Source organism: Jeotgalibacillus sp. 10bf12, from assembly GCF_055597105.1.
Window position 1 is genome coordinate 2,141,854 of record NZ_CP200276.1, and the last position, 15,105, is coordinate 2,156,958.

Here is a 15,105-nt window from a genome sequence, read left to right on the forward strand (position 1 = left end):
AAACCCCCAGGCTCTTAAAATTATGCCTCTTTCTGTACATACACCTGATGAGGAAACGGAATTTCAATACCGTTGCGATCAAGTGCTTCTTTCATTTCTTTCCTTAACTCTCTTTCAACTGCCCATTGTTCCATATTAGCAGTTTGTCCAATCACCCGGATTACAACATCTGAAGACCCGAGCTCCTGCACGCCAACTACATTTGGACCATCGAGAATTGCACTGTTAGAAGCAGCTGCTTTATCACATACATCCTGCAGCACTTTGATTGCCTGATCAATATCATCATCATATGAGATACCGATATCAATCATCGCTCGCATATTGCCGCGTGAGTGGTTACTCATACTTGTAATTTCACGGTTAGGAACAAAGTGAAGCGTGCCGTCAAAGCCTCTGATTTTAGTTTGTCTTAAGCCTACCTCTTCACAAATGCCTGAGAATTCACCAGTCGTGATGTAATCACCTACATCAATCTGTTTCTCGAGCAAAATAAAGAATCCGGTAACCACGTCGCTCACAAGTCCCTGTGCACCAAAACCGATTGCTAGACCAATAATACCGGCACCGGCGATCAATGCAGTTACATCAATATTGACAAGCTGCAAAATTGTAACGATTAAAATAAAGAGCAGTGCATAGCCAAAAACGTTTTTGGTTAAGCTTTCTAATGTGCGGGCTCTTCCGACGGAGATATTCTCACGGGTTTCATATTTAGCGAAAACACCTGAAAGTACTCTGTTGCCGATCGCTCTGACAATTAAGTATACAATCAGTATCCCAATTATTTTCAGAGCTACAATTCCAATGTCAATCAATAAGGCGCCCCATGCATAGTCCGCAAGTCTTGCGCCAAGTGCGTTCAAATTCAACAACTGATCCAATGACTGTCATCCTTTCTACTGTACAATCTATCGTCCTACTATACCCTTATAACAAATGAGAAAACGTATATCAAGGTTTCGATAGGGATTTTTAGGTTTTTAGGTATTCATTCTTTATAAAATTGACTATTCAATTTCAGTATATTATGATTGGAATCGTGAGTTTAATTGGAAAGAGAATTTTCTTTTTCCGGTGTACATTTTTTATTTGGAGGGATTTTTAATGGCAGAACGTATGGTAGGCAAGCAAGCGCCCCGCTTTGAAATGGACGCAGTACTTGCTAACAAAGAATTTGGAAAAGTAAGCCTAGAACAAAACATGAAAGAAGATAAATGGACAGTATTATTCTTCTATCCAATGGACTTCACTTTTGTATGTCCAACTGAAATCACTGCAATGTCAGATCGTTACGATGAATTCGAAGACCTTGATGCTGAAGTAATCGGGGTTTCTACTGATACTATCCACACTCATCTTGCATGGATCAACACAGAGCGCAAAGACAATGGTCTTGGCGATCTGAATTATCCGCTTGCAGCTGACACAAACCATCAAGTATCCCGCGAATACGGTGTACTGATTGAAGATGAAGGTGTTGCACTTCGCGGACTTTACATCGTCAGCCCTGAAGGCGAGTTAATGTATCAGACAGTATTCCACAACAATATCGGCCGTGATGTAGATGAAACACTACGTGTACTACAGGCACTACAGACAGGTGGACTTTGCCCTGCTAACTGGAAGCCAGGTCAAAAAACACTTTAATACAAATGAACGATGAAAGATCAGCCTGCAGGCTGATCTTTTTTTAATGGCAAACCTATAAGCTGAGGAATAGTAAGAAATGAGAAAAAATTCAAATAAAGGTGGAAATATATTTCGAAAACCGATATATTTAAGAGGTGACTATTTAAATAGAAGGAATATGAAAAGGAGGGATAAGCGATGGATGTATTTAAAAAATTAAAGGAATTTTACTGGCCTCATAAACGTCACTTTATACTATCGATTATTTTCTTATTTGTGATGACGCTGATTACAATTGTTTATCCGATCATTTTGCAGATTACAATTGATGATGTGGTGGGAGACGGCAGGTATAACCTGATTCCTTATCTCGCATTTGGCTTTATCGGTATTATGGCCGTTAAAGGGATCGCAACATTTATATCCCAGTACAACGGTGACCTGTTTGGTATTATCGCAGTATATGACCTGCGTGAAAAGCTGTATGATAAGCTTCAAAGTCTGCCGTTTCAGTATTATGATAATGCAAAAACCGGTGATATCATGTCGAGGCTGACAGCGGATGTTGAAGGTTTCCGTTTCTTCTTGTCATTCGGATTCGCGGAATTAATCAGACTGATTCTGCTTTTGATCGTCACAACAGGCGTGATGCTTTATTATTCTGTTCCGCTTACAATCGTAACGATGCTATCTATACCATTTTTGGCAATCGCAGTTTATAAGTTTGATAAAAAAGTACATCCTGCTTTTCGGGGTGTAAGAAAATCATTTGGTAAGCTGAATACGAATGTGCAGGAAAATATCAGTGGTATTAATACTGTAAAGTCTTTATCTAGAGAAGAGCATCAGATTAATAAATTCAACAGCTCAAATCAGGATTATAAAGAAAAATACTTATTTACATCAGATGTATGGGCGAAGTACTTCCCACTGATGGAATTCCTTGGGAATATCAGTGTTGTGATGTTGCTCGGCTATGGGGGTTTTCTTGTTGTTAATGGAAGTCTTACTGCAGGGGAACTGACGGCTTTTTACAGTCTGGTCGGCTTTATTATCTGGCCGATTATGAACCTTGGGTTTACCATTAATCAATTCTCTCAGTCAAAAGCTTCAGGAGAACGTTTACTTGAAATTCTTGAAGCAGAAGAAACGATTCAGGAAAAGCCTGATGCAATCGAACTCACTCGTTCTTCAGGGGAAGTGGAGTTTAAAAACGTTTCATTAAACTACACAGCTGATGATGAAAAAGCCATTAACAATGTATCTTTCAAAGTCAACAGTGGGAAAACAGTCGGTCTGATCGGTGCAACAGGGTCAGGTAAGACGAGTGTTACGCAGTTGATAACCAGATTTTATGAGCCGACAGAGGGTTCTGTTTTAATTGATGACAAAGAGGTAAGTGATTACACGATCAGGTCTCTTCGTAAAAATGTCGGATTCGTTCTCCAGGAATCTTTCCTGTTTTCATCAACGATTAAAGCTAATATTGCATTCGGTAGACCTGAAGCAAAAATGGATGAGATCATTGATGCAGCGAAGAAGGCTGAAGCGCATGATTTTATTATGGAGATGCCGGATGGCTACGATACGATGCTCGGAGAAAGAGGGCTTGGTTTATCAGGAGGTCAAAAACAGCGAATTGCCATTGCGCGCGCGATCTGCCTGGACCCAAGTATTTTAATTCTTGATGATGCGACAAGTGCTGTAGATATGCAGACAGAATTTAAAATCCAAAAAGCATTAAAGGAAGTCATGAAGGGACGCACAACACTTATTATCGCCCACCGGATTTCTTCTCTGAAACATGCGGATGAAATCTTTGTGTTTGATAACGGTGAAATCACTCACCGGGGTACACATGATGAACTCATTCAGCTCGAAGGACAATATAAAAGAATTTACGATATTCAGTATAAGGATCAAAAATCACTTTCTGCAACGGGAACGAGGTGAAAAGATGAGCAGTGAGCAACGAATACAAAACAGATTTAAATATTCTACAGATCAGGTAATTGAAAAACCGTTTAACTGGCTCCAGCTTTGGAGGTTATTCAGATATTTAAAGCCTTATTCAAAAAAACTGCTTCCATTATCTATTATTATGGTACTGGTTACAACGGCAGTCAGACTGGTTATACCAATCTTAATTGGTATGTATGTCATTGATGAAGCAATCGCCGGCAGAGATGGCAATCTGCTGATGCAGCTTGTCGGGGTAATCGCAGGACTTTATATCATCAACTATATTGCCAACATTTTCAGAATTAAATGGATGAACATTCTCGGTCAAAGTGTGATTTACGATTTACGTAAACATTTATTTACTCATGTCCAGTGGCTGAGTAACCGCTTTTTTGATCAGAGATCAGCAGGTTCGATTCTTGTAAGGATTATGAACGATATTAATTCACTGCAGGAATTATTTACAAACGGTGTTATTAATCTGCTGATGGATATTCTCATGCTGATTGGTATTTTTATTGTGTTATTTACCATCAGCCCTGAGCTAGCGATGGCGGTTATGATTGTGCTGCCGGCAATGTTCTTTATTTCGACTAAGCTTCGAAAGAAAATCAGAAGATCATGGCAGACTGTTCGATTAAAACAGTCAAAGCTGAACTCTCATTTAAACGAAAGTCTTCAGGGGATGAGAATTACACAGTCATTTACACAGGAAAAAGAAAATGCACAGTATTTTGAAGGGGTAAACAATGAAACCTTCGAAAGCTGGAGAGATGCGACGAAGAAAAATGCAACATTCAGACCGCTTGTTGAAATGACGAATGCAGTCGGCTCAGCCATCCTGATCTGGTACGGGGCTTCGCTGATTCAGAGTGGAAACCTTCAGATCGGTGAGTTCGTCACATTCGCTTTCCTGATCGGCATGTTCTGGGAGCCGATTTCAAGACTTGGTATGGTCTATAATCAACTGCTCATGGGAATGGCTTCATCTGAAAGGATTTTTGAGTTTCTGGATGAACAGCCAAACGTAGCAGAAAAGAAAAATCCAATTGAACTGGATGAAATTAAAGGTGATGTAGCATTCAATCAGGTTGATTTTGCTTATTCAGGAGACAGAAAAGCACTTAACGGGATTAACCTTGATATTAAAGCTGGAGAAACCATTGCGCTTGTTGGACACACAGGTTCAGGTAAGACAACGATTGCCAATATGGTTACCCGCTTTTATGACCCTACAGCAGGTTCAATCAAAATGGATGGACATGATTTGCGGGATGTCTCACTTAGAAGTCTGCGTTCACAAATCTCGATTGTACTTCAGGATACATTTATTTTCTCTGGGACAATTAAAGACAATATCCGTTTTGGATTTCCCCATGCAACGGATGAACAGCTTATTGATGCAGCAAAGGCAGTAGGTGCGCACAATTTTATTCAAAAGCTGCCAAAAGGGTATGACACTGAGGTTGAAGAAAGAGGTAATATCCTTTCTGTTGGAGAACGTCAGTTGATTTCATTTGCGAGAGCGCTTCTTGCAGATCCCCGCATTATTATTCTGGATGAAGCAACAGCTTCGATTGATACAGAAACAGAAGTCGTGATACAAAAAGCACTGTCAACATTATTAAAGGGAAGAACAGCAATTATTATTGCACACAGACTTTCCACGATACGTGATGCAGACAGAATTTACGTTCTTGACCATGGAAACCTGATGGAGAACGGAAATCATGATGAATTGATGAAGCATAAAGGTATTTATCAGGGACTTGTTCACTCACAGTTTACGATGCAGCAGAATACAGGATGATAAGGAGCTGATCAGACAATGTCTGGTCAGCTTTTTGACTATAATTTGAACAACTTATTACGGTGGTGTGAATCTTAAGCATTGAGAATTGAAATAAGCAATGAAGGCAGATATACTAAAATTAAACCTTTGTGAAGGACGTCACAAATTGTTCATGTTCAACATATCACATACACAGTTAATGTTGTAAAAGGTTTGAGAAACAGTGGTATAGTAAATTTACTAGTATGAAGTTTTTTAGGAGGGAAATCATGTTGGAATTAGATGGCGTTACGCTCAGTAGGCTCTTAACAGCTACTACCCTTATATTCCATGTTATTTTTGCCACCATTGGTGTTGGGATTCCAGTAATGATTGCAATAGCCGAATTTATGGGTTTAAAGAAAAAAGACCCTCACTATTTAATCCTTGCCAGACGTTGGGCAAGAGGGTTTACAATTACGGTTGCGGTCGGGGTTGTGACAGGAACGGCGATTGGTCTTCAGCTTTCATTATTATGGCCAAGCTTTATGCAGGTTGCCGGTCAGATTATTGCGCTTCCTCTCTTCATGGAAACATTCGCATTCTTTTTTGAAGCAATTTTCCTTGGAATCTATTTGTATACATGGGACAGATTTAAAAACCGCTGGTTACACTGGCTGCTTAATATTCCGATCGTCATCGGTGCAACCTTATCAGCTTTCTTTATTACCACGGTAAATGCATTTATGAATACGCCTCAGGGATTTGATATCATTGATGGTGAAACGGTTAATATCAGCCCGCTGGCTGCAATGTTTAACCCGGCGACACCTACAAAGGTATTTCACGTCATTACATCAGCCTATATGACATCAGCATTGATTCTGGCTGCTATCACGGCTTTTATCATTCTGATGAAAAAGGGAACAGATTATCACAAAAAAGCACTTAGATTGACAATGACTGCAGGACTGATCTTCGCAGCAGGGACTGCGCTTGCAGGTGACCTTTCTGCCAAGTTTCTTGCAAAAGAGCAGCCTGAAAAGCTGGCTGCTGCTGAATGGCACTTTGAAACAGAATCCAATGCAGACCTGATATTATTTGGAACCATAAATGAAGATAATGAAATTAGTAATGAGATACGGATACCAGGGATGTTAAGTTTCCTTGCCGGAAATTCATTTGATACTGAAGTGATCGGTCTAAATGAATTCCCGGAAGAAGAAAGACCACCGCTTTGGATCCATTATATGTTCGATTTGATGGTTGGTATCGGCATGTACTCCTTATTTATTGCCGGATTGTTCGTCATGTTCATGTTTATCAAACGGTTTAATGAATGGAATAAGCTGTTGCTGATGGGTATAGTAGCAAGTGGACCACTTGCCATGATGGCAATTGAATTCGGCTGGATTTATGCTGAAGTCGGCAGACAGCCATGGATTTTAAGAGGGATCATGACAGTGGATGAAGCTGCGACGACATCGGGATCTGTAGGCATTGCATTCGGTATGTTCCTCGCTCTGTATGCAGTCCTTGGGTTCTTCTGTGTTAGAGTATTACTGAGAATGTTTAAGAACAGACCGCCTGAGGCGGAGCTTGAAAAACGCTTCCCTGGAGGCACGCTGGACAGTTAATGTGAAGAGCATAAGCAGTGGGCGGGGAACTTTCCCGCCTGCTGATCCATTTCTTATACTTAACTTAGAAATATGCCAAAGGGAAGGGGTTACTTAAATGAGTTTAGAGGTATTAGGAATCACTGTATTGTGGTTATTCCTGTATGGGTATTTGATTGTCGCGTCTATTGATTTTGGCGCAGGATTTTTTGCTTACTATGCAAGAGTGTCAAAAAGAGAACATATTATGAGTAAGCTGATCAGCAGATATCTTTCACCTGTCTGGGAAGTGACAAATGTATTCTTTGTCTTTTTCTTTGTTGGACTGGTAGGGTTCTTCCCGGATACTGCTTATTATTATGGTACGGCACTTCTACTCCCTGGTTCAGTTGCGATTATACTGATTGCGATCAGAGGATCATTTTATGCATTTGGTAATTACGGATCAAAAGATAGTACGCTTTATTTATTTTTATATGGCGCAACAGGTCTTCTGATCCCGGCTGCATTGTCGACTGCCCTGACAATATCTGAAGGTGGTTACTTAACGGAAGATGAAAACGGTGTGACCTTTCTTGCCGGTGAGTTATTTACAAGCCCTTACTCATGGAGTGTAGTATTACTGGCAATTGTATCTGTTCTGTTTATCAGTGCCAGCTTTTTAACGTATTATGCCGACCGTGCAGAGGATATTGAATCACGGGGGATTATGAGAAAGTTTGCACTCTGGTGGAGTGTACCTACAATCGGAGCAAGTCTTCTTGTATTTGCAGGCCTCAGATCACATAACAATGAACACTTTGAACGGGCACTGGATCTATGGTGGATGTTTGGATTATCACTCTTATTTTTCCTGATTGCAGTGTTTTTAATCCAGCAGAAAAAGAAATTTGGTACAGCATTCCTAATGGTGATGCTTCAATTTTTCTTCGCATTTTTCGGATATGGAGCTTCACACCTTCCTTATATTCTGTATCCATATATCACTATTGAGGGAAGTGTTGTGAATGAGACAATGGGTACAGCACTTGTCGTAGTCTTCATTCTTGGACTGTGTTTATTAATCCCATCATTGTATCTGCTGATGAGATTATTCCTGTTTGATGCAGATTATGTGAAAGGAAAAAAATAAGCTCATTTTCCGGAATTTCCTGTGCTAAAATGGAAGTAAGGACATGATAGTGGGGGAAAAACTGTGAAAAAAGAATTTGTAGTAATCGGGCTTGGCCGTTTCGGCGGCAGTATTGTACGCGAACTGGTTGAACAGGGAATGGAAGTCATGGCGATTGATAAGTTTGAAGACAAAATTGATGAGTTCTCAACAATTGCAACACATGCGGTGATGGCAGATTCCACAGATGAAGCTGCACTCCGCAGTCTTGGAATCAGAAACTTTGATCACGTGATTGTAGCAATTGGTGACGATATACAGGCCAGTATACTGACAACCCTTATGCTCAAAGAAATCGGCGTGAAGAAAATCACCGTGAAAGCTCAGAATGATTATCATGAGAAGGTACTAGAGAGGATTGGTGCAGATAAAGTCGTTCACCCTGAGCGGGATATGGGGAAACGGATCGCACACAATATCGTTTCAAATAATGTACTTGATTATCTGGAATTATCAGATGAGCATTCAATTGTGGAGATCGCAGCTAACAATGTGCTGATCGGTAATTCAATTATTGAGCTTGATATACGTGCTAAATATGGTATAAATATTGTCGCAATTAAAAGAGGTGACGACATTATTGTATCTCCACAGGCTAATGACGTAATCCGTAAAGGTGATATCCTCATTGTAATTGGAGCGGATAACGACATTAATCGTTTTGAAAAGCGCGTCATGCAATAAAAAAATTCCGGTCTAATGAACCGGAGTTTTTTTATTGCTTTATATTCCACTTGAATTGTATAAATGGAAAAGAGCCTGAGATTTTTCTCAGGCTCTTTTAACATCACGAAACTTCCATAATAATCGGGAGGATCATTGGACGGCGCTTCGTTTTTTCATATAAGAATGGTTCAAGTGTATCTGTAATTTCATTTTTAATTTCTGACCACTGACTGGTCTTATTCGCAAGCACTTTATTTAAATGCTTATAGAGAAGATGCTGTGCCTGATTGATCAGCTCTCCGGATTCTCTCATGTAGACAAATCCACGTGAGATTAGATCAGGGCCTGATGCAATCTTATGATCGTTCAGATTCAGACTGACTACAACAACGACAAGTCCTTCTTCAGACAAAATACGGCGGTCTCTTAAAACGATGTTGCCGATGTCACCGATTCCGCTGCCATCGATATAAACATTACCAGAAGGAATTTTACCTGCGATAGATGCTTCGTTGCTGCCAAGAGCAAGCACATCGCCATTTTCCATCAGGAAGCAGTTCTCTTCCGGAACGCCGCAATCGACTGCGAGACTTGCATGCATTTTCTGCATTCTATACTCACCGTGAATTGGCATAAAGAATTTTGGTTTGATCAGGCGGAGCATTAATTTCTGCTCTTCCTGTGAACCGTGCCCTGACGTATGGATATTGTTAAGTGATCCGTGAATTACGTTAGCACCCGCACGGTAAAGCAGATTGATTGTGCGGTTTACACTGATTGTATTACCTGGAATTGGTGAAGATGAGAAAACAACCGTGTCACCAGGGATTATCTGAATCTGACGGTGCGTACCATTCGCGATTCTTGAAAGGGCAGCCATCGGTTCACCCTGGCTTCCTGTACATAAAATGACTACTTTATCTGCAGGCATTTTATTAAGTGTATGTGCATCAATAAACGTATCTTTTGGTGCATTAATATAACCGAGCTCATGACCGATGTTGATTGCGTTATCCATGCTGCGTCCAAATACAGCAACTTTACGGCCGTATTTAACAGCTGATTCAACAACCTGCTGTAAGCGATAAATATTAGATGCGAAAGTTGCAAAAATAATTCGTCCATTTACAGTCTGGAAGATATCATCAATGCTTTCCCCAACTTTACGTTCAGAAAGCGTAAAGTTCGGCACTTCACTGTTTGTGCTGTCTGATAAAAGAGCAAGAACGCCTTCTTTACCGATCTCAGCCATTTTTGTCAGATTTGCAGGATCTCCAACCGGTGTAAAGTCAAATTTAAAATCTCCTGTATGCACGATATTGCCTGGAGGTGTCTTGACAACAACTCCGAATGAATCCGGAATACTGTGCGTTGTGCGGAAGAAGCTGACAGCAGTCTTACGGAATTTAATCACATCATCTTCATCGATTGGATGAAGACGGGTAGATCTTAGAAGACCATGTTCTTCAAGCTTATTTTTTAAGAGGCCTAACGCCAACTTTCCGCCATATACAGGTACATTCACCTGTCTGAGCAAATAAGGAATACCACCGATGTGATCTTCATGGCCGTGTGTAATGAAAAGGCCTTTGATTTTATCAAGATTTTTTTCTAAGTAAGTGTAGTCCGGAATGACATAATCAATACCAAGAAGTTCATCTTCAGGGAACTTGATGCCGGCATCAATCAGAATAATTTCATCCTGAAACTGAACGCCGTATGTGTTTTTTCCGATTTCGCCCAGACCGCCGAGGGCAAACACAGCAGTCTGGTCATTCTTAACAAATTTCATCTATTATAACTGTTCCAGTTTATAATTTTGGTGATTTTGTTCGTACTCTAAATATTTGCCCTCTAGCTTTTGTACAAACTCAATGTTGTAGTCATTTCCGCTGAGTTTTTTACGAACTTCCTCTTCAGTCTCAGCCTCAATATACATCGCTTTTGTTTTTTCTCTTACTGGTACCTCTGAAGCAACTTCCTGATAATAAACCTTAAAAATCATGTGTATCTCTCCTTCATATAGTTACTAAAAAAGCGCAATCTTTGCGCTTTAATTATCCTGTTCAACAACTTCAAAAATTACCTTAATGTGTATCAATCATTATACTCATTTATAATTAAGAATACTCATTATTTCCCGGACATAAAGAACAGCCCTCCTGATGATGAAGGGCTTACAGGGGCTCAGGCAATCATCTTTTTACGCAACATGTCTCTCCACTGTCGTGCAAGCTTCTTCTTAAGCTTCTTCAACATCGCGGATCACTCCTTATCATTATCATAACGCGGAATGAGCGATCTGTAAAGATAAGGTTCTTGACATAGCTAGTAAAAAACGTTATTTAATTTATCTCTCTAATGGCTCAGCATCAGACGGTTCTTTGAACGGATCTTCATGATTAATATGATCATAAAACATAATCCCATTCAGGTGGTCAATTTCATGCTGGGCAGCAATGGCCGCCAGTCCTTTTAAACGGTATTTCACTTCAGCTCCGTCAATATCAAGACCACGGATTGTCACCTTTGCATATCGGGTAACGTACCCTGGGATATTTTCATCAACTGACAGGCAGCCCTCACCTGATGTCAGGTAGGTTTTATCAACTGAATGACTGATAATCTTAGGATTGGCAATACTAAAGCTGTATTCCCTGCCATTCTGGTCTTCTAGATGCAGGGCGAATATCTGTTTTGAAATATTAATCTGCGGGGCAGCAAGACCAATTCCCGGACGCAGATCATATTTTTCAGCAGTTTCAGGATCCTGGCTGTTTTTTATATATTCAAGAAGTGAAGCCATCGTTTCTTTATCCGCATCGGATAAAGGAAATTGAACTTTTTCGGCTTTTTGTCTCAGCACAGGGTTGCCATCCCGGATAATGTCTTTCATTGTAATCATCTTTCTTTCCTCCCGATCAAATCATTATAAGCAATATCATATCAGATTATACAGTTGAAAAAAATCAATGAAGCTAAAACATGCACAGAAATGATATTTTATGACAAAAATAACTCGTTTTAGAGGATTTACATCGCCATCCTGGCTAAAAAAGATTGAAGTTTGTCTTAATCATAGATATGATATTAAGTGTTATTATTCAAGGGGGTTACATTAAGTGAAAACATACATAGCAGGCGCTTTTTGTTTTTCAGCGATTTTACTTTCAGGTTGTGTGTTCGGAACACCTGCAGAAGAAGAAATCAGTGAAAAGCTTGAAGCTGCTGTAGCAGCAGAAGAAGGATACGTAAGCGCTCAAAATGATCTGCGTGAACTCGAAACAGAAGAACAGCAATTATACGATGAAATCATGTCACTGAGTATGGAAGAGTTTGAACAAATTAATTCATTAGCAGATGACGCCCTCAGCAATCTCGATGAACGTGAAGAAAAGCTTGCAGAAGAAAGATCTGCAATCGAAAGTTCACAGCAAGAATTCAATGGGGTAGAAGAACTGACAGGTGATCTTGAATCTGATGAATTAAGAGAGCACGTGGATGTAATGATCGAAACAATGAATAATCGCTACGCTTCTCACGGAGAATTAACAGCTGCCTACGAATCCGGCATCTCATTAAATAGAGAACTGTATGAACTGCTAAAGAATGAAGAACTTCAATTAGAAGAGCTTGAGGAGCAGATCACGTCAGTGAATGACCAGAATGCAGTGATTATTGAAGCGAATACAGCGTTTAATGATTTAACAAATGAATATAATGAACTGAAGGCTGAGTATTATAACTTAGCTGAGCTTGATACAGAAGAGTAGACAATTGTCTGCTCTTTTTTTATATGCAGACATATAACAGATCGGGATGGAGCCAATTAATATAGTACAGAATTGAAAAAAAGTAATACAGATATAGAAACCCGTGTAAATATATTCCTTTAAAAAACACGTTAAAACTTTATGATTGACGTTATATGAGCAGTCATGTAAAATTTATTTCGTGAACTGTATTAATGATTTTTTTATATAAATTAATACAGATAAAAAGAATTTAACACTTTAGGTTTTTTACCACTGAATTTGTGGAAAAATATAAAGTAATTGTGTTCTGAAGATGAACACGTATGAATTTGACAAAACCGAAAGGATAGGTGGATTACATGGCTTCTAAAAAGAAGACACCATTCGATGCTGTAAAAGTATTAGAACAGATCGAAGACAAGTTTGAAATGTTCCAGATTCTTAACGAAGAAGGAAAAGTAGTAAATGAAGATGCAATGCCGGACCTTAGTGACGAACAGCTTCAGGAATTAATGAGCCGTATGGTTTATACACGTATTCTTGATCAGCGTTCAATTTCTCTGAACCGTCAGGGACGTCTTGGTTTCTATGCACCGACTGCAGGTCAGGAAGCGTCTCAGATCGCTTCACAATACGCTCTTGAAAAAGAGGACTGGGTTGTTCCTGGTTACCGTGATGTACCTCAGATTATCTGGCATGGACTACCGCTTGCTCAGGCATTCTTATTCTCAAGAGGTCACTTCCAGGGAAATAACTCTCCTGAGGGTGTTAATGTACTTCCACCTCAAATCATTATCGGTGCTCAATATGTACAAACTGCCGGAATCGCACTTGGACTTAAAAAGCGCGGTAAAGATACAGTAGCAATCACTTACACAGGTGATGGCGGATCTTCACAAGGTGATTTTTATGAAGGAATCAACTTTGCAGGTTCATATAATGCACCGGCAATCTTTGTTGTTCAGAACAACCAGTTCGCAATTTCAACACCTCGTGATAAGCAGACTAAAGGTAGAACAATTGCTCAGAAGGCTGTATCAGCAGGTATCCCTGGTATCCTGGTAGATGGTATGGATCCTCTTGCAGTGTACGCTGTGACAAAAGAAGCGCGCGACCGTGCAGTTGCCGGAGAAGGCCCGACATTAATTGAGACTCTTTGCTACCGCTATGGTCCACACACAATGGCTGGTGATGACCCAACACGCTACCGTACAGATGATATGGATACTGAGTGGGAAAAGAAAGATCCACTAGTACGTTTCCGTAAGTTCCTTGAAGAGAAGGATCTATGGAATGAAGAGAAAGAAAACGAAGTAATCGAAAAAGCAAAAGAGGAAATCAAAGCTGCAATTAAAGAAGCAGATGATACACCTAAGCAGAAGGTTACTGATCTGATGGAAATTATGTATGAAGAAATGCCTTATAACTTAAATGAACAATATGAAATTTATAAAGAGAAGGAGTCGAAGTAAGCCATGGCACAAATGACGATGATTCAGGCAATTACAGATGCACTCCGGACAGAACTTAAAAATGATGAAAATGTTCTTGTGTTCGGTGAAGACGTTGGTAATAACGGAGGCGTATTCCGTGCAACTGAAGGTCTTCAAAAAGAATTTGGTGAAGAACGCGTATTTGATACTCCGCTTGCGGAATCAGGTATCGGCGGTCTTGCAATCGGTCTTGCACTTGAAGGTTACCGTCCAGTGCCGGAAATTCAGTTCTTCGGCTTCGTATTTGAAGTAATGGACTCAGTAAGCGGACAGATGGCACGCTTAAGATACCGCAGTGGTGGTAAGTACAGCGCTCCAATTACAATCCGTTCACCATTTGGCGGAGGTGTTCACACACCTGAGCTTCACGCTGATTCACTGGAAGGTCTGATGGCACAGCAGCCAGGTCTGAAGGTAGTTATTCCTTCAACACCGACTGATGCAAAAGGTCTTCTGATCTCAGCAATCCGTGACAATGATCCGGTCATTTTCCTTGAGCACATGAAACTATACCGTTCATTCCGTGAAGATGTACCTGAAGAAGAGTACACAATTGAAATCGGTAAAGCTGATGTGAAGCGTGAAGGGTCTGACCTTACAATTGTTACTTATGGTGCAATGGTTCATGAATCACTTAAAGCTGCAGACCAGCTTGAAAAAGACGGCCATTCTGTAGAGGTTATTGACCTTCGTACAATTCAGCCGCTTGATATCGAAACTATTATTAAGTCAGTTGAAAAGACAAACCGTGCGATCGTTGTACAGGAAGCTCAAAAACAGGCTGGAATCGCAGCAAGCGTAGTAGCTGAAATCAACGACCGTGCGATCCTTAGCCTTGAAGCGCCAGTGCTGCGTGTAGCAGCTGCTGATACTGTATTCCCATTCTCTCAGGCAGAATCAGTATGGCTTCCTAACGCTAAAGATGTGGTAGCAACAGCTAAAAAAGTACTTGAATTTTAATGAGTAAAACGGAGAAAAATTCTCCGTTTTCCCTTTTATAAAACTAAAGCAAGAATAGAAAATTCCTAACCAGGAGGGT

13 protein-coding genes are annotated in these 15,105 nt (G+C 40.2%); 9 read left to right on the forward strand and 4 right to left on the reverse strand.

What is annotated here, in order from left to right; all coding sequences use genetic code 11:
* Window positions 1–20 precede the first annotated feature (20 nt).
* Entirely contained in the window at window positions 21–875 is an 855-nt protein-coding gene (locus DH10bf12_RS11150; RefSeq protein ID WP_471738227.1) for a mechanosensitive ion channel family protein, read from the reverse strand.
* Between the two features lie 232 nt (window positions 876–1,107).
* On the opposite strand from DH10bf12_RS11150, the gene DH10bf12_RS11155 reads away from it, so the two are divergent.
* The 6 genes from DH10bf12_RS11155 (at window position 1,108) to DH10bf12_RS11180 (ending at window position 8,836) form a co-directional block, all read left to right on the forward strand.
* Window positions 1,108–1,650, forward strand: coding sequence for a peroxiredoxin (locus DH10bf12_RS11155; protein WP_471735364.1), 543 nt, complete (start codon window positions 1,108–1,110; stop codon window positions 1,648–1,650).
* A gap of 180 nt (window positions 1,651–1,830) precedes the next feature.
* Window positions 1,831–3,585: an ABC transporter ATP-binding protein gene (locus DH10bf12_RS11160; RefSeq protein WP_471735365.1), complete on the forward strand. Its 1,755-nt coding sequence runs from the start codon at window positions 1,831–1,833 to the stop codon at window positions 3,583–3,585.
* 4 nt (window positions 3,586–3,589) lie between these two features.
* Complete coding sequence (locus DH10bf12_RS11165; protein ID WP_471735366.1) at window positions 3,590–5,404, forward strand: ABC transporter ATP-binding protein; 1,815 nt, start codon at window positions 3,590–3,592, stop codon at window positions 5,402–5,404.
* A gap of 251 nt (window positions 5,405–5,655) precedes the next feature.
* A complete protein-coding gene (locus DH10bf12_RS11170) occupies window positions 5,656–7,002 on the forward strand; it encodes a cytochrome ubiquinol oxidase subunit I (RefSeq protein WP_471735367.1) in 1,347 nt (448 codons plus the stop codon).
* A 97-nt stretch (window positions 7,003–7,099) separates the two neighbouring features.
* Window positions 7,100–8,113, forward strand: coding sequence for a cytochrome d ubiquinol oxidase subunit II (locus DH10bf12_RS11175; RefSeq protein WP_471735368.1), 1,014 nt, complete (start codon window positions 7,100–7,102; stop codon window positions 8,111–8,113).
* 63 nt (window positions 8,114–8,176) lie between these two features.
* Window positions 8,177–8,836 carry a potassium channel family protein gene (locus tag DH10bf12_RS11180; RefSeq protein WP_471735369.1) on the forward strand — a complete coding sequence of 220 codons (660 nt, stop codon included), beginning with the start codon at window positions 8,177–8,179 and terminating at the stop codon, window positions 8,834–8,836.
* A gap of 103 nt (window positions 8,837–8,939) precedes the next feature.
* Here the strand turns inward: DH10bf12_RS11180 and rnjA are convergent, their stop codons facing one another.
* From rnjA to def, 3 genes are all read right to left on the reverse strand, one after another.
* Window positions 8,940–10,610: a ribonuclease J1 gene (gene rnjA, locus DH10bf12_RS11185; RefSeq protein WP_471735370.1), complete on the reverse strand. Its 1,671-nt coding sequence runs from the start codon at window positions 10,608–10,610 to the stop codon at window positions 8,940–8,942.
* Between the two features lie 3 nt (window positions 10,611–10,613).
* Window positions 10,614–10,823 carry a DNA-dependent RNA polymerase subunit epsilon gene (locus DH10bf12_RS11190; protein ID WP_471735371.1) on the reverse strand — a complete coding sequence of 70 codons (210 nt, stop codon included), beginning with the start codon at window positions 10,821–10,823 and terminating at the stop codon, window positions 10,614–10,616.
* A 345-nt stretch (window positions 10,824–11,168) separates the two neighbouring features.
* Entirely contained in the window at window positions 11,169–11,723 is a 555-nt protein-coding gene (gene def, locus DH10bf12_RS11195; protein ID WP_471735372.1) for a peptide deformylase, read from the reverse strand.
* Between the two features lie 217 nt (window positions 11,724–11,940).
* Between def and DH10bf12_RS11200 the strand changes: the two genes are divergently transcribed.
* The 3 genes from DH10bf12_RS11200 to DH10bf12_RS11210 all read left to right on the forward strand — a co-directional run bounded on the left by DH10bf12_RS11200 (window position 11,941) and on the right by DH10bf12_RS11210 (window position 15,026).
* The gene (locus DH10bf12_RS11200; RefSeq protein ID WP_471735373.1) at window positions 11,941–12,591 is read left to right on the forward strand and encodes a YkyA family protein; all 651 of its coding nucleotides are present in this window, start codon (window positions 11,941–11,943) and stop codon (window positions 12,589–12,591) included.
* 341 nt (window positions 12,592–12,932) lie between these two features.
* Window positions 12,933–14,045 carry a pyruvate dehydrogenase (acetyl-transferring) E1 component subunit alpha gene (gene pdhA, locus DH10bf12_RS11205; RefSeq protein ID WP_471735374.1) on the forward strand — a complete coding sequence of 371 codons (1,113 nt, stop codon included), beginning with the start codon at window positions 12,933–12,935 and terminating at the stop codon, window positions 14,043–14,045.
* A 3-nt stretch (window positions 14,046–14,048) separates the two neighbouring features.
* Window positions 14,049–15,026: an alpha-ketoacid dehydrogenase subunit beta gene (locus DH10bf12_RS11210; protein ID WP_471735375.1), complete on the forward strand. Its 978-nt coding sequence runs from the start codon at window positions 14,049–14,051 to the stop codon at window positions 15,024–15,026.
* The last annotated feature ends 79 nt before the right edge of the window (window positions 15,027–15,105 follow it).

Bases quoted from the DNA above. Each gene is read 5' to 3' on its own strand.
- DH10bf12_RS11155 (WP_471735364.1), top strand. From the start codon at position 1,108: ATGGCAGAACGTATGGTAGGCAAGCAAGCGCCCCGCTTTGAAATGGAC.
- DH10bf12_RS11160 (WP_471735365.1), top strand. From the start codon at position 1,831: ATGGATGTATTTAAAAAATTAAAGGAATTTTACTGGCCTCATAAACGT.
- DH10bf12_RS11165 (WP_471735366.1), top strand. From the start codon at position 3,590: ATGAGCAGTGAGCAACGAATACAAAACAGATTTAAATATTCTACAGAT.
- DH10bf12_RS11170 (WP_471735367.1), top strand. From the start codon at position 5,656: ATGTTGGAATTAGATGGCGTTACGCTCAGTAGGCTCTTAACAGCTACT.
- DH10bf12_RS11175 (WP_471735368.1), top strand. From the start codon at position 7,100: ATGAGTTTAGAGGTATTAGGAATCACTGTATTGTGGTTATTCCTGTAT.
- rnjA (WP_471735370.1), bottom strand. From the start codon at position 10,610: ATGAAATTTGTTAAGAATGACCAGACTGCTGTGTTTGCCCTCGGCGGT.
- DH10bf12_RS11190 (WP_471735371.1), bottom strand. From the start codon at position 10,823: ATGATTTTTAAGGTTTATTATCAGGAAGTTGCTTCAGAGGTACCAGTA.
- def (WP_471735372.1), bottom strand. From the start codon at position 11,723: ATGATTACAATGAAAGACATTATCCGGGATGGCAACCCTGTGCTGAGA.
- pdhA (WP_471735374.1), top strand. From the start codon at position 12,933: ATGGCTTCTAAAAAGAAGACACCATTCGATGCTGTAAAAGTATTAGAA.
- DH10bf12_RS11210 (WP_471735375.1), top strand. From the start codon at position 14,049: ATGGCACAAATGACGATGATTCAGGCAATTACAGATGCACTCCGGACA.